This is a genomic window from Pseudomonas hygromyciniae (assembly GCF_016925675.1).
GTDB classification, from domain to species: domain Bacteria; phylum Pseudomonadota; class Gammaproteobacteria; order Pseudomonadales; family Pseudomonadaceae; genus Aquipseudomonas; species Aquipseudomonas hygromyciniae.
Map to the genome: position 1 here is coordinate 381,732 of NZ_CP070506.1, position 14,923 is coordinate 396,654.

At 61.7% G+C, this 14,923-nt stretch carries 12 protein-coding genes and 1 pseudogene; all 13 read left to right on the forward strand.

The genetic code is table 11. The features are described 5' to 3' along the window. Positions 1–300: 300 nt before the first annotated feature. The 13 genes and pseudogenes from hutU (at position 301) to dtd (ending at position 14,862) form a co-directional block, all read left to right on the forward strand. Positions 301–1,986, forward strand: a complete 1,686-nt coding sequence (gene hutU, locus JTY93_RS01620; RefSeq protein WP_205477674.1) for a urocanate hydratase — start codon at positions 301–303, stop codon at positions 1,984–1,986. A gap of 157 nt (positions 1,987–2,143) precedes the next feature. Next, the gene (locus tag JTY93_RS01625) at positions 2,144–3,601 is read left to right on the forward strand and encodes a purine-cytosine permease family protein (protein WP_205477673.1); all 1,458 of its coding nucleotides are present in this window, start codon (positions 2,144–2,146) and stop codon (positions 3,599–3,601) included. A 68-nt stretch (positions 3,602–3,669) separates the two neighbouring features. Further along, positions 3,670–4,638 carry an ABC transporter substrate-binding protein gene (locus tag JTY93_RS01630; protein ID WP_205477672.1) on the forward strand — a complete coding sequence of 323 codons (969 nt, stop codon included), beginning with the start codon at positions 3,670–3,672 and terminating at the stop codon, positions 4,636–4,638. A 72-nt stretch (positions 4,639–4,710) separates the two neighbouring features. Then, positions 4,711–5,562 (forward strand): ABC transporter permease, encoded by an 852-nt coding sequence (locus tag JTY93_RS01635; RefSeq protein ID WP_169991970.1) that lies wholly within the window; start codon positions 4,711–4,713, stop codon positions 5,560–5,562. Next, complete coding sequence (locus JTY93_RS01640; RefSeq protein WP_205477671.1) at positions 5,559–6,383, forward strand: quaternary amine ABC transporter ATP-binding protein; 825 nt, start codon at positions 5,559–5,561, stop codon at positions 6,381–6,383. Before JTY93_RS01635 ends, JTY93_RS01640 begins: the two co-directional genes overlap by 4 nt. 136 nt (positions 6,384–6,519) lie before the next feature. Continuing rightward, positions 6,520–8,043: an HAL/PAL/TAL family ammonia-lyase gene (locus JTY93_RS01645; RefSeq protein ID WP_205477670.1), complete on the forward strand. Its 1,524-nt coding sequence runs from the start codon at positions 6,520–6,522 to the stop codon at positions 8,041–8,043. A 20-nt stretch (positions 8,044–8,063) separates the two neighbouring features. Beyond that, positions 8,064–9,602 (forward strand): histidine ammonia-lyase, encoded by a 1,539-nt coding sequence (hutH, locus tag JTY93_RS01650; RefSeq protein WP_169991976.1) that lies wholly within the window; start codon positions 8,064–8,066, stop codon positions 9,600–9,602. A gap of 26 nt (positions 9,603–9,628) precedes the next feature. Then, positions 9,629–9,715: pseudogene (locus tag JTY93_RS28825) on the forward strand (outer membrane lipoprotein carrier protein LolA); the annotation flags it as partial. Between the two features lie 44 nt (positions 9,716–9,759). Beyond that, on the forward strand, positions 9,760–11,169 hold the full coding sequence (gene hutT / locus JTY93_RS01655) for an L-histidine transporter HutT (protein WP_205477669.1): 1,410 nt from the start codon (positions 9,760–9,762) through the stop codon (positions 11,167–11,169). Between the two features lie 15 nt (positions 11,170–11,184). Continuing rightward, positions 11,185–12,390: an imidazolonepropionase gene (gene hutI, locus JTY93_RS01660; RefSeq protein ID WP_205477668.1), complete on the forward strand. Its 1,206-nt coding sequence runs from the start codon at positions 11,185–11,187 to the stop codon at positions 12,388–12,390. 11 nt (positions 12,391–12,401) lie between these two features. Further along, the gene (hutG, locus tag JTY93_RS01665; protein WP_205477667.1) at positions 12,402–13,202 is read left to right on the forward strand and encodes an N-formylglutamate deformylase; all 801 of its coding nucleotides are present in this window, start codon (positions 12,402–12,404) and stop codon (positions 13,200–13,202) included. A 254-nt stretch (positions 13,203–13,456) separates the two neighbouring features. Continuing rightward, positions 13,457–14,428: a prolyl aminopeptidase gene (gene pip, locus JTY93_RS01670; RefSeq protein ID WP_169991984.1), complete on the forward strand. Its 972-nt coding sequence runs from the start codon at positions 13,457–13,459 to the stop codon at positions 14,426–14,428. Next, positions 14,425–14,862 carry a D-aminoacyl-tRNA deacylase gene (dtd, locus tag JTY93_RS01675; RefSeq protein ID WP_169991986.1) on the forward strand — a complete coding sequence of 146 codons (438 nt, stop codon included), beginning with the start codon at positions 14,425–14,427 and terminating at the stop codon, positions 14,860–14,862. Before pip ends, dtd begins: the two co-directional genes overlap by 4 nt. Positions 14,863–14,923 lie beyond the last annotated feature (61 nt).

The following is a 14,923-nucleotide window of genomic DNA, read 5'->3' on the forward strand; positions in this document are numbered from 1 at the left end:
CAAAATCTGTTTCCAGTCCCGCACCAAGTTGTTACCGAATGCCCCAGCATGGCGCAATGCCCTGCTTCAGTAGCAACCCCCCGGCACTTCAAAACCCCTCTGTAAGAAATTTCATCAAGCCCAGAAGCCTTGTTTTCCGAGGCTTACACGCACCCCACAAGAAAATATCAGGCACATGGCGCAGAAGTTGGCCGCTTGATTGCATATGCTTGTATGTACAAGTAAAGGTGTGTGCATAAGAGTCGCTAAACATCCTCTTCGCACCATCGTGTTCGCGCATCGATTGCTGAGGAGTTTTTTGTGACTGACTTTTCCCAGAACAAGCCTACCAAGTACCGCGACGTTGAAATCCGCGCCGCCCGTGGCAACACGCTGACCGCCAAAAGCTGGCTGACTGAAGCACCGCTGCGCATGCTGATGAACAACCTCGACCCGCAAGTGGCCGAGAACCCCAAAGAGCTGGTGGTGTACGGCGGTATCGGCCGCGCGGCGCGTAACTGGGAGTGCTACGACCAGATCGTCGAAAGCCTGACCCATCTGAACGACGACGAAACCCTGCTGGTGCAATCCGGCAAGCCGGTGGGCGTGTTCAAGACCCACAGCAACGCGCCCCGCGTGCTGATTGCCAACTCCAACCTGGTGCCGCACTGGGCCAGTTGGGAACACTTCAACGAACTGGATGCCAAGGGCCTGGCCATGTACGGCCAGATGACCGCCGGCAGCTGGATCTACATCGGCAGCCAGGGCATCGTCCAGGGCACCTACGAAACCTTCGTTGAGGCTGGTCGCCAGCATTACGACAGTAACCTCAAAGGCCGTTGGGTCCTCACCGCCGGCCTTGGCGGCATGGGCGGCGCCCAGCCTCTGGCCGCGACCCTGGCCGGCGCGTGCTCGCTGAACATTGAATGCCAGCAGGTCAGTATCGACTTCCGCTTGAACAGCCGTTATGTCGACGAACAAGCCACCGACCTCGACGACGCCCTGGCGCGCATCGCCAAGTACACCCAGGAAGGCAAGGCCATCTCCATCGCCCTGCTGGGCAACGCTGCCGAAATCCTCCCGGAACTGGTCAAGCGCGGCGTACGCCCGGACATGGTCACCGACCAGACCAGCGCCCACGACCCGCTCAATGGCTACCTGCCAGCCGGCTGGACCTGGGACGAGTACCGCGCTCGCGCCAAGACCGAGCCTGCCGCCGTGATCAAGGCGGCCAAGCAGTCGATGGCCGTGCACGTCAAAGCGATGCTCGAGTTCCAGAAACAAGGCATTCCGACCTTCGACTACGGCAACAACATCCGTCAGATGGCGCAAGAAGAAGGCGTGGAAAATGCCTTCGACTTCCCGGGGTTTGTGCCGGCTTACATCCGCCCGTTGTTCTGCCGTGGCATCGGCCCGTTCCGTTGGGCTGCTCTGTCGGGCGACCCGCAAGATATCTACAAAACCGACGCCAAGGTCAAAGAGCTGATCCCCGACGACGCCCACCTGCACAACTGGCTGGACATGGCCCGCGAGCGCATCAGCTTCCAGGGCCTGCCGGCGCGCATCTGCTGGGTCGGCCTGGGCCAACGCGCCAAGCTTGGCCTGGCATTCAACGAGATGGTGCGCAGCGGCGAGCTGTCGGCGCCGGTGGTGATCGGCCGTGACCACCTGGACTCCGGCTCGGTGGCCAGCCCCAACCGCGAAACCGAATCCATGCAGGACGGTTCCGATGCCGTGTCCGATTGGCCGCTGCTCAACGCACTGCTCAACACCGCCAGCGGCGCGACCTGGGTTTCGCTGCACCACGGTGGCGGCGTAGGCATGGGCTTCTCCCAGCATTCGGGGATGGTGATTGTCTGCGACGGTACCGATGAAGCCGCCGAGCGTATCGCCCGCGTGCTGCACAACGACCCGGCCACTGGGGTGATGCGTCACGCCGATGCGGGTTACCAGATCGCGATCGACTGCGCCAAGGAACAGGGCCTCAATCTCCCGATGATCAAGTAACCAATGTGGGAGCGGGCTTGCTCGCGAATGCGGTGTATCAGTCACCGCAAGCGTTAGCTGACCCACTGCTTTCGCGAGCAAGTCGAACCGTCGCATCGCCGCTCCCACATTTGATCTGCAGTGAACCAGAAAACAATCCATCAGAGGTTGAACCCCCATGGCTGCAAAAGACGCACGTGCAAGCTCCACCCCGTTGATCGAAAGGCGTTCTATCGACTACATCCCGGAAGCGGAAAGACACGGTCGTCTATTTAGCCAGTTCACCCTCTGGATGGGGGCCAACCTGCAGATCACCGCGATTGTCACCGGGGCCCTGGCCGTGGTGTTGGGCGGTGATGTGTTCTGGTCGTTGATCGGTCTGTTGATCGGCCAATTGCTGGGCGGCGCGGTGATGGCATTGCATGCGGCGCAAGGGCCCAGGCTTGGCCTGCCGCAGATGATCTCCAGCCGGGTGCAGTTCGGGGTATATGGTGCGGCCATTCCGATCGTGCTGGTGTGCCTGATGTACCTGGGGTTCACCGCCACCGGCACCGTGCTTTCCGGCCAGGCGCTGGGCCAGTTGTTCGGGGTCAGCGACAGCGTCGGCATCCTTATCTTTGCCAGTGTCATCGTGCTGGTTACGGTGCTCGGTTACCGGGTGATCCATTTCATCGGTCGTGTCGCCAGCGTCATTGGGGTGATTGCCTTTGTCTACCTGTTCAGCCGCCTGATGAGCCAGACCGATGTGGGCGCACTCCTGCAAATCCGCCACTTCAGTTGGAGCAGTTTCCTGCTGGCGGTGTCGCTCGCGGCATCCTGGCAAATCGCCTTCGGGCCTTACGTGGCCGACTATTCCCGTTACTTGCCGCGCACTACGTCCTCGGTGAAAACCTTTCTGGCCGCAGGCGCAGGTTCGGTCATTGGCGCACAAGTGGCGATGATTCTCGGGGTGTTTGCCGCCGCCATGTCCAACGGGCAATTTGCCGGTAACGAAGTGGCCTACATCGTTGGCCTGGGCGGTACCGGAGCTACGGCGGCGCTGCTGTACTTCAGCATCGCGTTCGGCAAGGTCACCATCTCCACGCTCAATTCCTACGGCAGCTTCATGTGCATTGCGACCATCGTCAGCGGTTTTCGTGGGCGCATGGAGGTGACGCGCTTGCAGCGCCTGGTTTTCGTGCTGCTGATCGTCGGCGCGGCGACCCTGATCGCGTTGCTCGGCCAGCACTCGTTCCTCAGTGCGTTCAAGTCCTTCATCCTGTTTTTGCTGGCGTTCTTTACGCCATGGAGCGCGATCAACCTGGTGGACTACTACTGCATCACCCGCGATCGCTATGACGTGCCGGCGCTGGCCGATCCGAACGGTCGCTATGGCCGTTGGAACCCGCTGGGTATCAGCGTCTATGTGTTCGGGGTGCTGGTGCAGTTGCCGTTCATCGCCACCAAGTTCTACACCGGCCCCCTGGTGGACACCCTGGGCGGGGTGGATATTTCCTGGATCATCGGCCTGGTACTGCCCGCCGCCCTGTATTACGTGTGTGCGAAAAAATGGCACGGCGCGATTCCAGAACGACTGATCCTGCCGGTAGAGCAGGGCGCTACACCAACAACAACCGGGCAGCTTGCACAAGCCTGATGGGACGTGGACGAGGCAGGATGCCTTTTGACTGCCGTAATCCATTTCATGATTGGGAGCGTCACACAATGAAAATGCATAAGACCCTGCTGACCCCATTGCTCGCCGCAGGCCTGCTGGCCGTTGCTGGCGCTTCTCAGGCGGCCGGCTGGTGCGAGTCGGGCAAACCGGTGAAGTTCGCCGGCCTGAACTGGGAAAGCGGCATGCTGCTGACCGACGTCCTGCAAGTGGTCCTGGAAAAAGGCTACGACTGCAAAACCGATAGCCTGCCGGGCAATTCCATCACCATGGAAAACGCCCTGGGCAGCAACGATATTCAGATCTTCGCCGAGGAGTGGGTCGGCCGCAGCGAAGTGTGGAACAAGGCTGAGAAAGCCGGCAAGGTCGTGGGCGTCGGCGCCCCCGTGGTTGGTGCGGTCGAAGGCTGGTATGTGCCGCGCTACGTGATCGAAGGCGACGCCAAACGCAAGCTCGAAGCCAAGGCCCCGGACCTGAAAAACATTGCCGACCTGGCCAAGTACTCCGCGGTATTCAAGGACCAGGAAGAGCCCGGCAAAGGCCGCTTCTACAACTGCCCGGCCGGCTGGACCTGCGAGCTGGACAACAGCGAAATGCTCAAGAGCTATGGCCTGGAAAGCTCCTACACCAACTTCCGCCCAGGCACCGGCCCGGCGCTGGATGCGGCGGTGCTGTCGAGCTACAAGCGTGGCGAGCCGATCCTGTTCTACTACTGGTCGCCGACGCCGCTGATGGGCCAGGTGGACCTGGTCAAACTCGACGAAAAGCCCGGCGTGGACAAGAGCGTGACCATCAAGGTCGGCCTGTCCAAGACCTTCCACGAGCAGGCCCCGGAACTGGTGGCGGTGCTGGAGAAGGTCAACCTGCCGATCGACCTGCTCATCCAGAACCTGGCGCGCATGAGCAAAGAGCGCATTGACTCAGCGAAGCTGGCGAAGATCTTCCTCAAGGAACACCCGGAAGTCTGGCATGCCTGGGTCAGCGAAGACGCCGCCAAGAAAATCGACGCGGCCTTGTAGGCACAGTGCTCCCGGCTACCCTGAAAAGGCAGCCGGGTACCCGGCCACACTCCACTGGATCGAGAGCACGTTATGTTTCCTGAGAGTTTTACGTTTTCCATCGCCGACTGGGTCAACGGTTGGGTCGATGCATTGGTGACCAACTACGGCGATGTGTTCCGGCAGATTTCCGACACCTTGCTGTGGGCCATCGTCAACCTGGAAGGCCTGCTGCGCGCAGCACCCTGGTGGCTGATGTTGGCGATAGTCGGCGGCATTGCCTGGCACGCGACCCGCAAGGTAGTGACCACGGCGGTGATCGTCGGCCTGTTGTTCCTGGTCGGCGCGGTCGGCCTGTGGGACAAACTGATGCAGACCCTGGCGCTGATGATGGTGGCCACGGTGATTTCGGTGCTGATCGGTATTCCCCTGGGCATCCTCTCGGCGCGCAGCAATCGCCTGCGCTCGGTGCTGATGCCGCTGCTGGACATCATGCAGACCATGCCCAGCTTCGTGTACCTGATCCCGGTATTGATGCTGTTTGGCCTGGGCAAGGTGCCGGCGATTTTCGCCACGGTGATCTACGCCGCGCCGCCGCTGATTCGCCTGACCGACCTGGGCATTCGCCAGGTGGACCGTGAAGTGATGGAAGCCATCAATGCCTTCGGTGCCAACCGCTGGCAGCAACTGTTCGGCGTGCAACTGCCGCTGGCCCTGCCGAGCATCATGGCCGGGATCAACCAGACCACCATGATGGCCCTGTCGATGGTGGTGATCGCCTCGATGATCGGCGCCCGTGGCCTGGGGGAAGACGTACTGGTCGGCATCCAGACCCTCAACGTCGGGCGTGGCCTGGAGGCTGGCCTGGCAATTGTGATTCTCGCAGTGGTCATCGACCGCATTACCCAGGCCTATGGTCGTCCACGGCATGAGGCGAGCAAATGACTACTGTCAGCAAGATCGAAGTTAAAAACGTGTTCAAGATTTTCGGCGCGCGGGAAAAAGAAGCCCTGGCGCTTATTGGCCAAGGCCAGACCAAGGACCAGGTGCTGGCGCAGACCGGTTGCGTGGTGGGCGTCAATGACCTGTCCCTGAGCATCGGCACCGGCGAGATCTTTGTGATCATGGGCCTGTCGGGCTCTGGCAAGTCGACCCTGGTGCGCCACTTCAATCGCCTGATCGACCCCACCAGCGGCGCGATCCTGGTGGACGGCGAAGACATTCTGCAACTGGATATGGACGCGTTGCGCCAGTTCCGCCGGCACAAGATCAGCATGGTGTTCCAGAGCTTCGGCCTGTTGCCCCACAAGAGCGTGCTGGACAACGTGGCCTACGGCCTGAAAGTGCGCGGCGAAAGCAAGCAAGTGTGCGCCGAGCGCGCGTTGCACTGGATCCAGACCGTGGGCCTTAAGGGCTACGAAAACAAATACCCGCACCAGCTGTCGGGTGGCATGCGCCAACGGGTGGGCCTGGCCCGTGCGTTGGCCGCCGACACCGACATCATCCTGATGGACGAGGCGTTCAGCGCCCTCGACCCGCTGATCCGTGCCGAGATGCAGGACCAGTTGCTGGAGCTGCAAAAGACCCTGCACAAGACCATCGTGTTTATCACCCACGATCTGGACGAGGCCGTGCGTATCGGTAACCGCATCGCGATCCTCAAGGACGGCAAGCTGATCCAGGTCGGTACGCCGCGGGAGATCTTGCATTCGCCGGCGGATGAATATGTGGACCGGTTTGTTCAGCGGCGGGCGGCGGTGGTCTGAGCCGGGTTTTGTGGTGAGTTGGCTGGCCTCTTCGCGAGCAAGCCCGCTCCCACATTTGGAGTGCGTTCCCCTGTGGGAGCGGGCTTGCTCGCGAAGAGGCCGGCAAGGCTGCAAAAGAATTGAAGAAGGTATGAAGATGTCCCAGGCTAAAAAAATCATCATCACCGACACCCCCCTGCATTGGCAGGACGTGGTCGCCGTCGCTCGCTTCGGCGCCGAGCTTGCGCTGTCGGGCCAGGCCTGGGCGCGCATCGATAATGCCCAGGCCATCGTGCAACGCATCGTCAGCAGCGGCGAGCGTGCCTATGGTGTGAACACCGGCCTGGGCGCCCTGTGCAATGTGTCGCTCAAGGGCGAGCAACTGAGCCAGCTGTCGCGTAACACCTTGCTCAGCCACGCCTGCGGTGTCGGTGCGCCGCTGAGCGATGAACAGACCCGCGCCATTATTTGCGCCGCCATCATCAATTACTGCCAGGGCAAATCCGGTCTGCATCCGCAGGTGGTGCATTCGCTGCTGGCACTGCTCAACCATGGCATCACCCCGCAAGTGCCGTCCCAGGGTTCGGTGGGCTACCTGACCCATATGGCCCATATCGGTATTGCCTTGCTGGGTGTAGGAAGTGTCAGCTATCGCGGGCAGATCGTTACCGCCCAGGCCGCCTTGGCCGCCGAAGGCCTGCAGCCCGTGGTGCTCGGCGCCAAGGACGGCTTGAGCCTGGTCAACGGTACGCCGTGCATGAGCGGCCTGAGTTGCCTGGCCCTGGCCGATGCCCACCATTTGCTGCAATGGGCCGATGTGGTCGGTGCCATGAGCTTTGAAGCGCAACGCGGCCAGATCGACGCATTCGACCAGCAGATCATCGCCCTCAAACCCCATCCGGGCATGCAGCAGGTCGCCAGCAACCTGCGGGCCTTGCTCGATGGCAGCCAGGTAATTGCCGCCAGCCGTGGCATTCGTACCCAGGACGCGCTCAGCATCCGCTCGATCCCCCAGGTCCACGGTGCCGCCCGCGATCAGTTGGAGCACGCCACCCGGCAGATCGAAACCGAACTCAATGGCGCCACCGACAACCCGTTGCTGCTGGGCACGCCGGACAACTACCGCGTGGTGTCCCAGGCCAACCCCCACGGCCAATCCGTGGCACTTGCGGCGGATATGCTGGCCATCGCCATGGCCGAGATCGGCTCCATCGCCGAGCGTCGCCTGGACCGCCTGATCAACCCCCACGTCAGCGGCTTGCCGGCTTTCCTGGTGAGCAACCCCGGGGTTAACTCGGGGATGATGATCGTGCAGTACGTCGCCGCGTCCCTCTGTGGGCAGAATCGCCAACTGGCGCAGCCGGCGGTGCTCGACAACTTCGTCACCTCGGGCCTGCAGGAAGACCACCTGAGCATGGGCACCAATGCCGCGCTCAAGCTGCACGCGGTACTGGACAACGTCACCCAGATCCTCGCCATCGAATACCTGCTGGCGGCCCAAGCCTTTGAGTTCCTCAAGGAACAAAGCTTCGGCGCCGGCACCCACACCGCTTGGCGCTTGCTGCGCGAGCACGTCCCGGCCTATGAACAGGACCGCTGGTTAGCGCCGGATATCGCGACCACCGCCCAGATGCTCAAGAACACCGATTTGCTGAACCACGCTCTACCGAATTTGCACTGAACCCTATTTCAAAAAGGAGTATGAATGTGACTGCGCTAAATCTGATTCCAGGCCAACTGAGCCTTGCCCAACTGCGTGCCATCTACCAGCAGCCGGTAACCCTCAGCCTGGATGACAGCGCCACGGCGCAGATCGAAGCCAGTGTTGCCTGTGTCGAGCAGATCCTTGCCGAGAACCGCACTGCCTATGGCATCAACACCGGTTTTGGCTTGCTGGCCTCGACCCGTATCGCCAGCGAAGACCTGGAAAACCTCCAGCGCTCCCTGGTGTTGTCCCACGCTGCCGGGGTGGGCGAGCCGATCAGCGATGCGCTGGTGCGCTTGGTGATGGTGCTCAAGGTCAACAGCCTGAGCCGGGGTTTCTCCGGGATTCGCCGCAAGGTGATCGACGCGCTCATCGCCCTGATCAACGCCGAGGTCTATCCGCATATCCCGCTCAAGGGTTCGGTGGGTGCTTCCGGTGACCTGGCGCCGCTGGCCCATATGTCCCTGGTGCTGCTGGGCGAAGGCAAGGCCCGTTACAAAGGGCAATGGCTGGAGGCTACCGAAGCGCTGAAAATCGCCGGCCTCACGCCTTTGACCCTGGCCGCCAAGGAAGGCCTGGCGCTGCTCAACGGCACCCAGGTCTCCACCGCCTACGCCCTGCGCGGTCTGTTTGAAGGTGAAGACCTGTTCGCCGCCGCCATCGCCTGTGGTGGCCTGACCGTGGAAGCCGTGCTGGGCTCGCGCTCGCCGTTCGACGCGCGCATTCATGCGGCCCGTGGCCAGCGTGGGCAGATTGACTCGGCGGCCGCTTATCGCGACCTGCTTGGTGACAGCAGTCAGGTGTCCCAGTCCCACCAGAACTGCGACAAGGTCCAAGACCCGTACTCCCTGCGCTGCCAGCCACAAGTCATGGGCGCCTGCCTGACCCAGTTGCGCCAGGCGGCCGAGGTGTTGGTGGTCGAAGCCAACGCGGTGTCGGATAACCCGCTGGTATTTGCCGCCGAGGGTGATGTGATCTCCGGCGGTAACTTCCACGCCGAACCGGTGGCGATGGCCGCCGACAACATGGCCCTGGCCATCGCCGAAATCGGCTCCCTCAGCGAGCGCCGTATTTCGTTGATGATGGATAAGCACATGTCGCAACTGCCGCCATTTTTGGTGGGCAATGGCGGGGTGAACTCCGGGTTCATGATCGCCCAGGTGACCGCTGCGGCCTTGGCCAGTGAGAACAAGGCGTTGTCCCATCCCCATAGCGTCGACAGCCTGCCGACGTCGGCCAACCAGGAAGACCACGTTTCGATGGCGCCGGCTGCCGGCAAGCGCCTGTGGGAAATGGCTGAAAACACCCGTGGCATTCTCGCGGTGGAATGGCTGGCCGCGTGCCAGGGCCTGGACCTGCGCGATGGCCTGAAAACCTCGCCGAAGCTGGAACAGGCCCGTGGGATCCTGCGCGCCAAAGTGGGGTTCTATGACAAGGACCGCTTCTTCGCCCCGGACATCAATGCCGCCAGTGAGCTGTTGGCCAGCCGCTGCCTGAACGAGCTGGTACCCGCCAAGCTGCTACCAAGCCTCTAAGCACAAGGCCCCCTGTAGGAGCGAGCTTGCTCGCGAAAATCGTTAACGATGATGCGGGAAACCTGACGCCCCGTGGCGTTCTCAGGTTTTTCGCGAGCAAGCTCGCTCCTACAAAGGGGAGCGTTTTTCCCTGCATAACAATAATTAGGGACGAGAAATGCACCAGCAAGCACAAGGTCTCAAACGCGGATTGACCGCCCGCCATATTCGCTTCATGGCACTGGGGTCGGCGATCGGCACCGGGCTGTTCTACGGCTCCGCCTCGGCTATCCAGATGGCCGGCCCGGCGGTGTTGCTGGCCTACCTGATCGGTGGCGCTGCCGTATTCATGGTGATGCGCGCCCTCGGTGAAATGGCCGTGCACAATCCGGTGTCCGGCTCCTTCGGCCAATACGCCAGTACCTATCTGGGCCCGATGGCCGGCTTTATCCTCGGCTGGACCTACGCCTTCGAGATGATCATCGTCTGCCTGGCGGACGTCACGGCCTTTGGCATCTACATGGGCTTCTGGTTTCCCGAAGTCGCACGCTGGGTCTGGGTGCTCGGCATTGTCCTGCTGATCGGCGGGCTGAACCTGTGCAACGTCAAGGTGTTTGGCGAAATGGAATTCTGGCTGTCGCTGCTCAAGGTCGGCGCGATTGTCGCGATGATCCTCGGTGGCTTCGGCATCATGCTGTTCGGCGTGCATTCGGCCGGTGACGCGCCAGCCAGTGGGCTGAGCAACCTGTGGGCCCATGGCGGCTTCATGCCCAATGGCGTGGGCGGCCTGATCGCCTCGTTTGCGGTGGTGATGTTTGCCTTTGGCGGCATCGAAATCATTGGCATCACTGCGGGTGAAGCCAAGGACCCGCAACGGGTAATCCCCAAGGCGATCAATGCGGTACCGCTGCGCATCCTGCTGTTCTATGTGCTGACCCTTTTTGTGCTGATGGCCATCTACCCATGGCCGCAGATCGGCAGCCAGGGCAGCCCGTTCGTGCAGATCTTCAGCAACCTGGGGATTGGCTCGGCGGCGACCATCCTCAACATCGTGGTGATCTCGGCGGCGGTCTCGGCCATCAACAGTGACATCTTCGGCGCAGGCCGCATGATGTACGGCCTGGCCCAGCAAGGGCAGGCCCCCAAGGGCTTTGCGCAACTGTCGCGTCACGGTGTGCCGTGGATGACCGTGGTGGTGATGGGCGCTGCGCTATTGGGCGGTGTGGTGTTGAACTACCTGATCCCGGAAAACGTGTTCCTGGTGATCGCCTCGATTGCCACCTTCGCCACCGTCTGGGTATGGCTGATGATCCTGGTCACGCAGGTGGCGATGCGCCGCTCGATGAGCAAGGAACAGATCGCCGAGCTGAAATTCCCGGTACCGTTCTGGCCCTATGCGCCGGCGGCGGCCATTGTGTTCATGCTGTTTATTTTTGGCGTACTGGGCTACTTCCCGGACACCCAGGCCGCGCTGATGGTGGGCGCCGTGTGGATCGTGTTGCTGGTCCTCGCCTACCTGCTGTGGGTCAAGCCCGCAGCCGGGCAAGCGGCCAAGGTCCATTACGACCCGGCTTTGTCTCACCGATAACTTAGGGAGGCGTTGATGAAAACGCTTTGGCAACACTGCCACATCGCAACCATGGCCCAGGGCGAGTACTCGATCATCGAGGATGGCGCGATAGTCACGGCCGGTACGCTGATCGAGTGGATCGGCCCCCGGGCCAAGCTGCCGCGTGGTGACTACACGCACACCCATGACTTGCAGGGCGCGTGGGTCACTCCAGGGCTGATCGACTGCCATACCCACACGGTATTTGGCGGTAACCGCAGCGGTGAATTCGAGCAGCGCTTGCAGGGCGTGAGCTACGCCGAGATCGCCGCAGCCGGTGGTGGCATTGCCAGCACCGTGCGTGCCACCCGTGCAGCGACCGAAGACGAGCTGTTCGACAGCAGCCGCAAGCGCCTGCGCAGTTTGCTGCGCGATGGCGTGACCACCGTGGAGATCAAGTCCGGCTACGGCCTGGACCTGGCCAACGAGCGCAAGATGCTGCGCGTGGCCCGGCGCCTGGGCCAGGAGCTGCCGGTCAGCGTGCGTGCCACGTGCCTGGCGGCCCATGCGTTGCCGCCGGAGTACAAGGACCGCGCGGACGACTACATCGAGCATATCTGCAACGAAATGCTGCCGGCCCTGGCCGCTGAAGGGTTGGTGGATGCCGTGGATGCGTTTTGCGAATACCTGGCGTTTTCCACCGAGCAGGTCGAGCGCGTATTCAAAGTCGCGCAACGCTTGGGCTTGCCGGTCAAGCTGCACGCCGAGCAACTGTCGTCGTTGCACGGTTCGAGCCTGGCGGCGCGGTATCAGGCGTTGTCGGCGGACCACCTGGAATTCATGACCGAAGAAGACGCCATCGCCATGGCCGCCTCCGGCACTGTCGCCGTGCTATTGCCAGGGGCGTTCTACTTCCTGCGTGAAACCCAGTTGCCGCCGATGGACGCCTTGCGCAAGCACGGGGTGAAGATCGCGATTGCCAGCGACCTCAACCCTGGCACTTCGCCGGCCTTATCCGTACGCCTGATGCTGAACATGGCTTGCACCTTGTTCCGCATGACCCCGGAAGAAGCCCTGGCCGGCGCCACCCGGCATGCCGCCACGGCGCTGGGTATGGGCGATACCCATGGTTCGCTGGAGGTGGGCAAGGTCGCGGACTTTGTCGCCTGGCAGATCGATCGTCCCGCCGACCTGGCCTACTGGCTGGGCGGCGAGCTGGATAAACGCGTCGTGCGCCACGGCGTTGACGTCACTGTGTAAGGAGTCGCGTTGTGGACAAGGTTCTGAACTTCAAACAAGGCAGCACACCGCTGCTGATCAGCATGCCCCACGCTGGGTTGCGCCTGACGCCTGCGGTGGCGGCGGGCTTGATCCCCGAGGCACAAAGCCTGCCGGATACCGACTGGCATATCCCCACGCTGTACGATTTTGCGGCAGAGCTGGGGGCCAGCACCCTGGCGGCCGAGTATTCGCGGTTTGTCATCGACCTGAACCGGCCATCTGACGACAAGCCGCTGTATGCCGGCGCGACCACCGGCCTGTTTCCTGCGACGTTGTTTGAGGGTGTGCCGTTGTTTATCGAAGGCAAGGAGCCGTCGAAGGCGGAGCGGGCGACCTACCTGGAGCAGATCTGGATGCCTTATCACCAGACCCTGCAGCGCGAACTGGCGCGGCTCAAGGCCGAGTTCGGCTACGCGCTGCTGTTCGACGCGCATTCTATTCGCTCGGTCATCCCCCACCTGTTCGACGGCAGGCTGCCGGACTTCAACCTCGGCACCTTCAATGGCGCCGCCTGCGATCCTGGATTGGCCAGCCAGTTGGAAGCCATCTGCGCGGCGCACCCGCAGTACAGCCATGTGCTGAACGGGCGCTTCAAGGGCGGGCACATCACCCGGCACTACGGCAACCCGGCGCAGGATATTCATGCGGTGCAACTGGAGTTGGGGCAGTGCACGTATATGGAGGAGTTTGAGCCGTTTCGCTATCGGGCGGATTTGGCCGAGCCGACGCGGGTGGTGTTGAAGCAGTTGTTGCAAGGATTTCTGGCCTGGGGCCAGAAGCACTCCACCTGAGTCAACGAGAATCAAACTGTGGGAGCGGGCTTGCTCGCGAAAGCAGAGGAACAGTCAGATATTTATCAACTGACCCACCGCTTTCGCGAGCAAGCCCGCTCCCACATTGGGTTCCGTGAATCTTCCTGGCGGATCGCTGACACAGGTCTAAGTCCTCAAGGACATGCTCATTGCACAATTCGGGTTTATGATGCCAGACGGCAAAATAATAGACGTCCCCCCAGGGATGGAACCGACCCCTTACGGAGCGCGCAATGCAGACTTTGTTCCCGCAGATCAAACCCTACGCCCGGCACGATCTGGCCGTCGATGAAACCCACACGCTGTATGTCGACGAAAGTGGTTCCCCGCAAGGTTTGCCCGTTGTCTTCATCCACGGCGGCCCCGGCGCCGGCTGCGATGCCAACAGCCGTTGCTATTTCGATCCCAACCTGTACCGCATCGTCACCTTCGACCAACGTGGTTGCGGGCGCTCCACGCCACGGGCCAACCTGGAAAACAACACCACTTGGGATCTGGTCGCCGACCTTGAGCGCATTCGCGAGCACCTGGGTATTGAAAAATGGGTGCTGTTCGGCGGCTCCTGGGGCTCGACCCTGGCCCTGGCCTATGCGCAAACCCACCCCGAGCGTGTGCTTGGCCTGATCGTGCGCGGCATCTTCCTGGCCCGCCCCCAGGATATCCAATGGTTCTACCAGGCTGGCGCGAGCCGTCTGTTCCCCGATTACTGGCAGGACTACATTGCGCCAATCCCTGTGGAAGAACGCCACGACATGATCAGCGCCTATCACAAGCGCCTGACCGGTAACGATCAGATCGCCCAGATGCATGCCGCCAAGGCCTGGTCCACCTGGGAAGGCCGTATGCTGGGCCTGTGCCCCAACCCGCAGTTGATCGAGCGTTTCTCCGAGCCCCAGCGCGCCCTGTCGATTGCGCGTATCGAGTGCCACTACTTCACCAATAATTCCTTCCTCGAGCCCGACCAGCTGATTCGCGATATGCACAAGATCGCTCATCTGCCTGGCGTCATCGTGCATGGCCGCTACGATATGATCTGCCCGCTGGACAACGCCTGGGAATTGCATCAAGCCTGGCCGAACAGCGAATTGCAGGTGATCCGCGAGGCTGGTCATTCTGCCGCGGAGCCTGGAATCACGGACGCACTGGTGCGAGCAACCAACGAGATGGCACGGCGCCTGCTTGATCTGCCGCCAGAAGAAGCATGAAGGGGCTTTTACAACGGGTGCGTGGCGCCCGGGTCGAGGTGGCAGGCGAAGTGGTGGGGGCGATAGACCAGGGTTTGCTGGTGCTGGTGGCTGTCGAACCTTCAGATACCGCGGCCAGTGCCGACAAGTTGTTACATAAGCTGCTTAACTATCGGGTGTTCAGTGACGACGAGGGCAAGATGAACTTGTCGTTGAAGGATATTGGCGGTGGTTTGCTGCTGGTGTCTCAGTTCACCCTGGCGGCCGATACCAAGAGCGGCTTGCGTCCCAGCTTCTCCACGGCGGCACCTCCGGCGTTGGGTGAAGCGCTTTTCGAGCACTTGCTGCTACAAGCGCAACAATTGCATGGCACGGTGGCATCGGGGCGTTTTGGTGCGGATATGCAGGTGCATCTGGTCAATGACGGGCCCGTCACCTTCCTTTTGCAGACCTGATTGTATGAAAAACGACTTTTAATGCGCAAAAACCCAGGTTTTCGCTACAAATACTTCGCTG

Coding starts and splice junctions, on each gene's coding strand:
- JTY93_RS01625 (WP_205477673.1), top strand. CDS start 2,144: ATGGCTGCAAAAGACGCACGTGCAAGCTCCACCCCGTTGATCGAAAGG.
- JTY93_RS01630 (WP_205477672.1), top strand. CDS start 3,670: ATGAAAATGCATAAGACCCTGCTGACCCCATTGCTCGCCGCAGGCCTG.
- JTY93_RS01635 (WP_169991970.1), top strand. CDS start 4,711: ATGTTTCCTGAGAGTTTTACGTTTTCCATCGCCGACTGGGTCAACGGT.
- JTY93_RS01640 (WP_205477671.1), top strand. CDS start 5,559: ATGACTACTGTCAGCAAGATCGAAGTTAAAAACGTGTTCAAGATTTTC.
- JTY93_RS01645 (WP_205477670.1), top strand. CDS start 6,520: ATGTCCCAGGCTAAAAAAATCATCATCACCGACACCCCCCTGCATTGG.
- hutH (WP_169991976.1), top strand. CDS start 8,064: ATGAATGTGACTGCGCTAAATCTGATTCCAGGCCAACTGAGCCTTGCC.
- hutT (WP_205477669.1), top strand. CDS start 9,760: ATGCACCAGCAAGCACAAGGTCTCAAACGCGGATTGACCGCCCGCCAT.
- hutI (WP_205477668.1), top strand. CDS start 11,185: ATGAAAACGCTTTGGCAACACTGCCACATCGCAACCATGGCCCAGGGC.
- pip (WP_169991984.1), top strand. CDS start 13,457: ATGCAGACTTTGTTCCCGCAGATCAAACCCTACGCCCGGCACGATCTG.
- dtd (WP_169991986.1), top strand. CDS start 14,425: ATGAAGGGGCTTTTACAACGGGTGCGTGGCGCCCGGGTCGAGGTGGCA.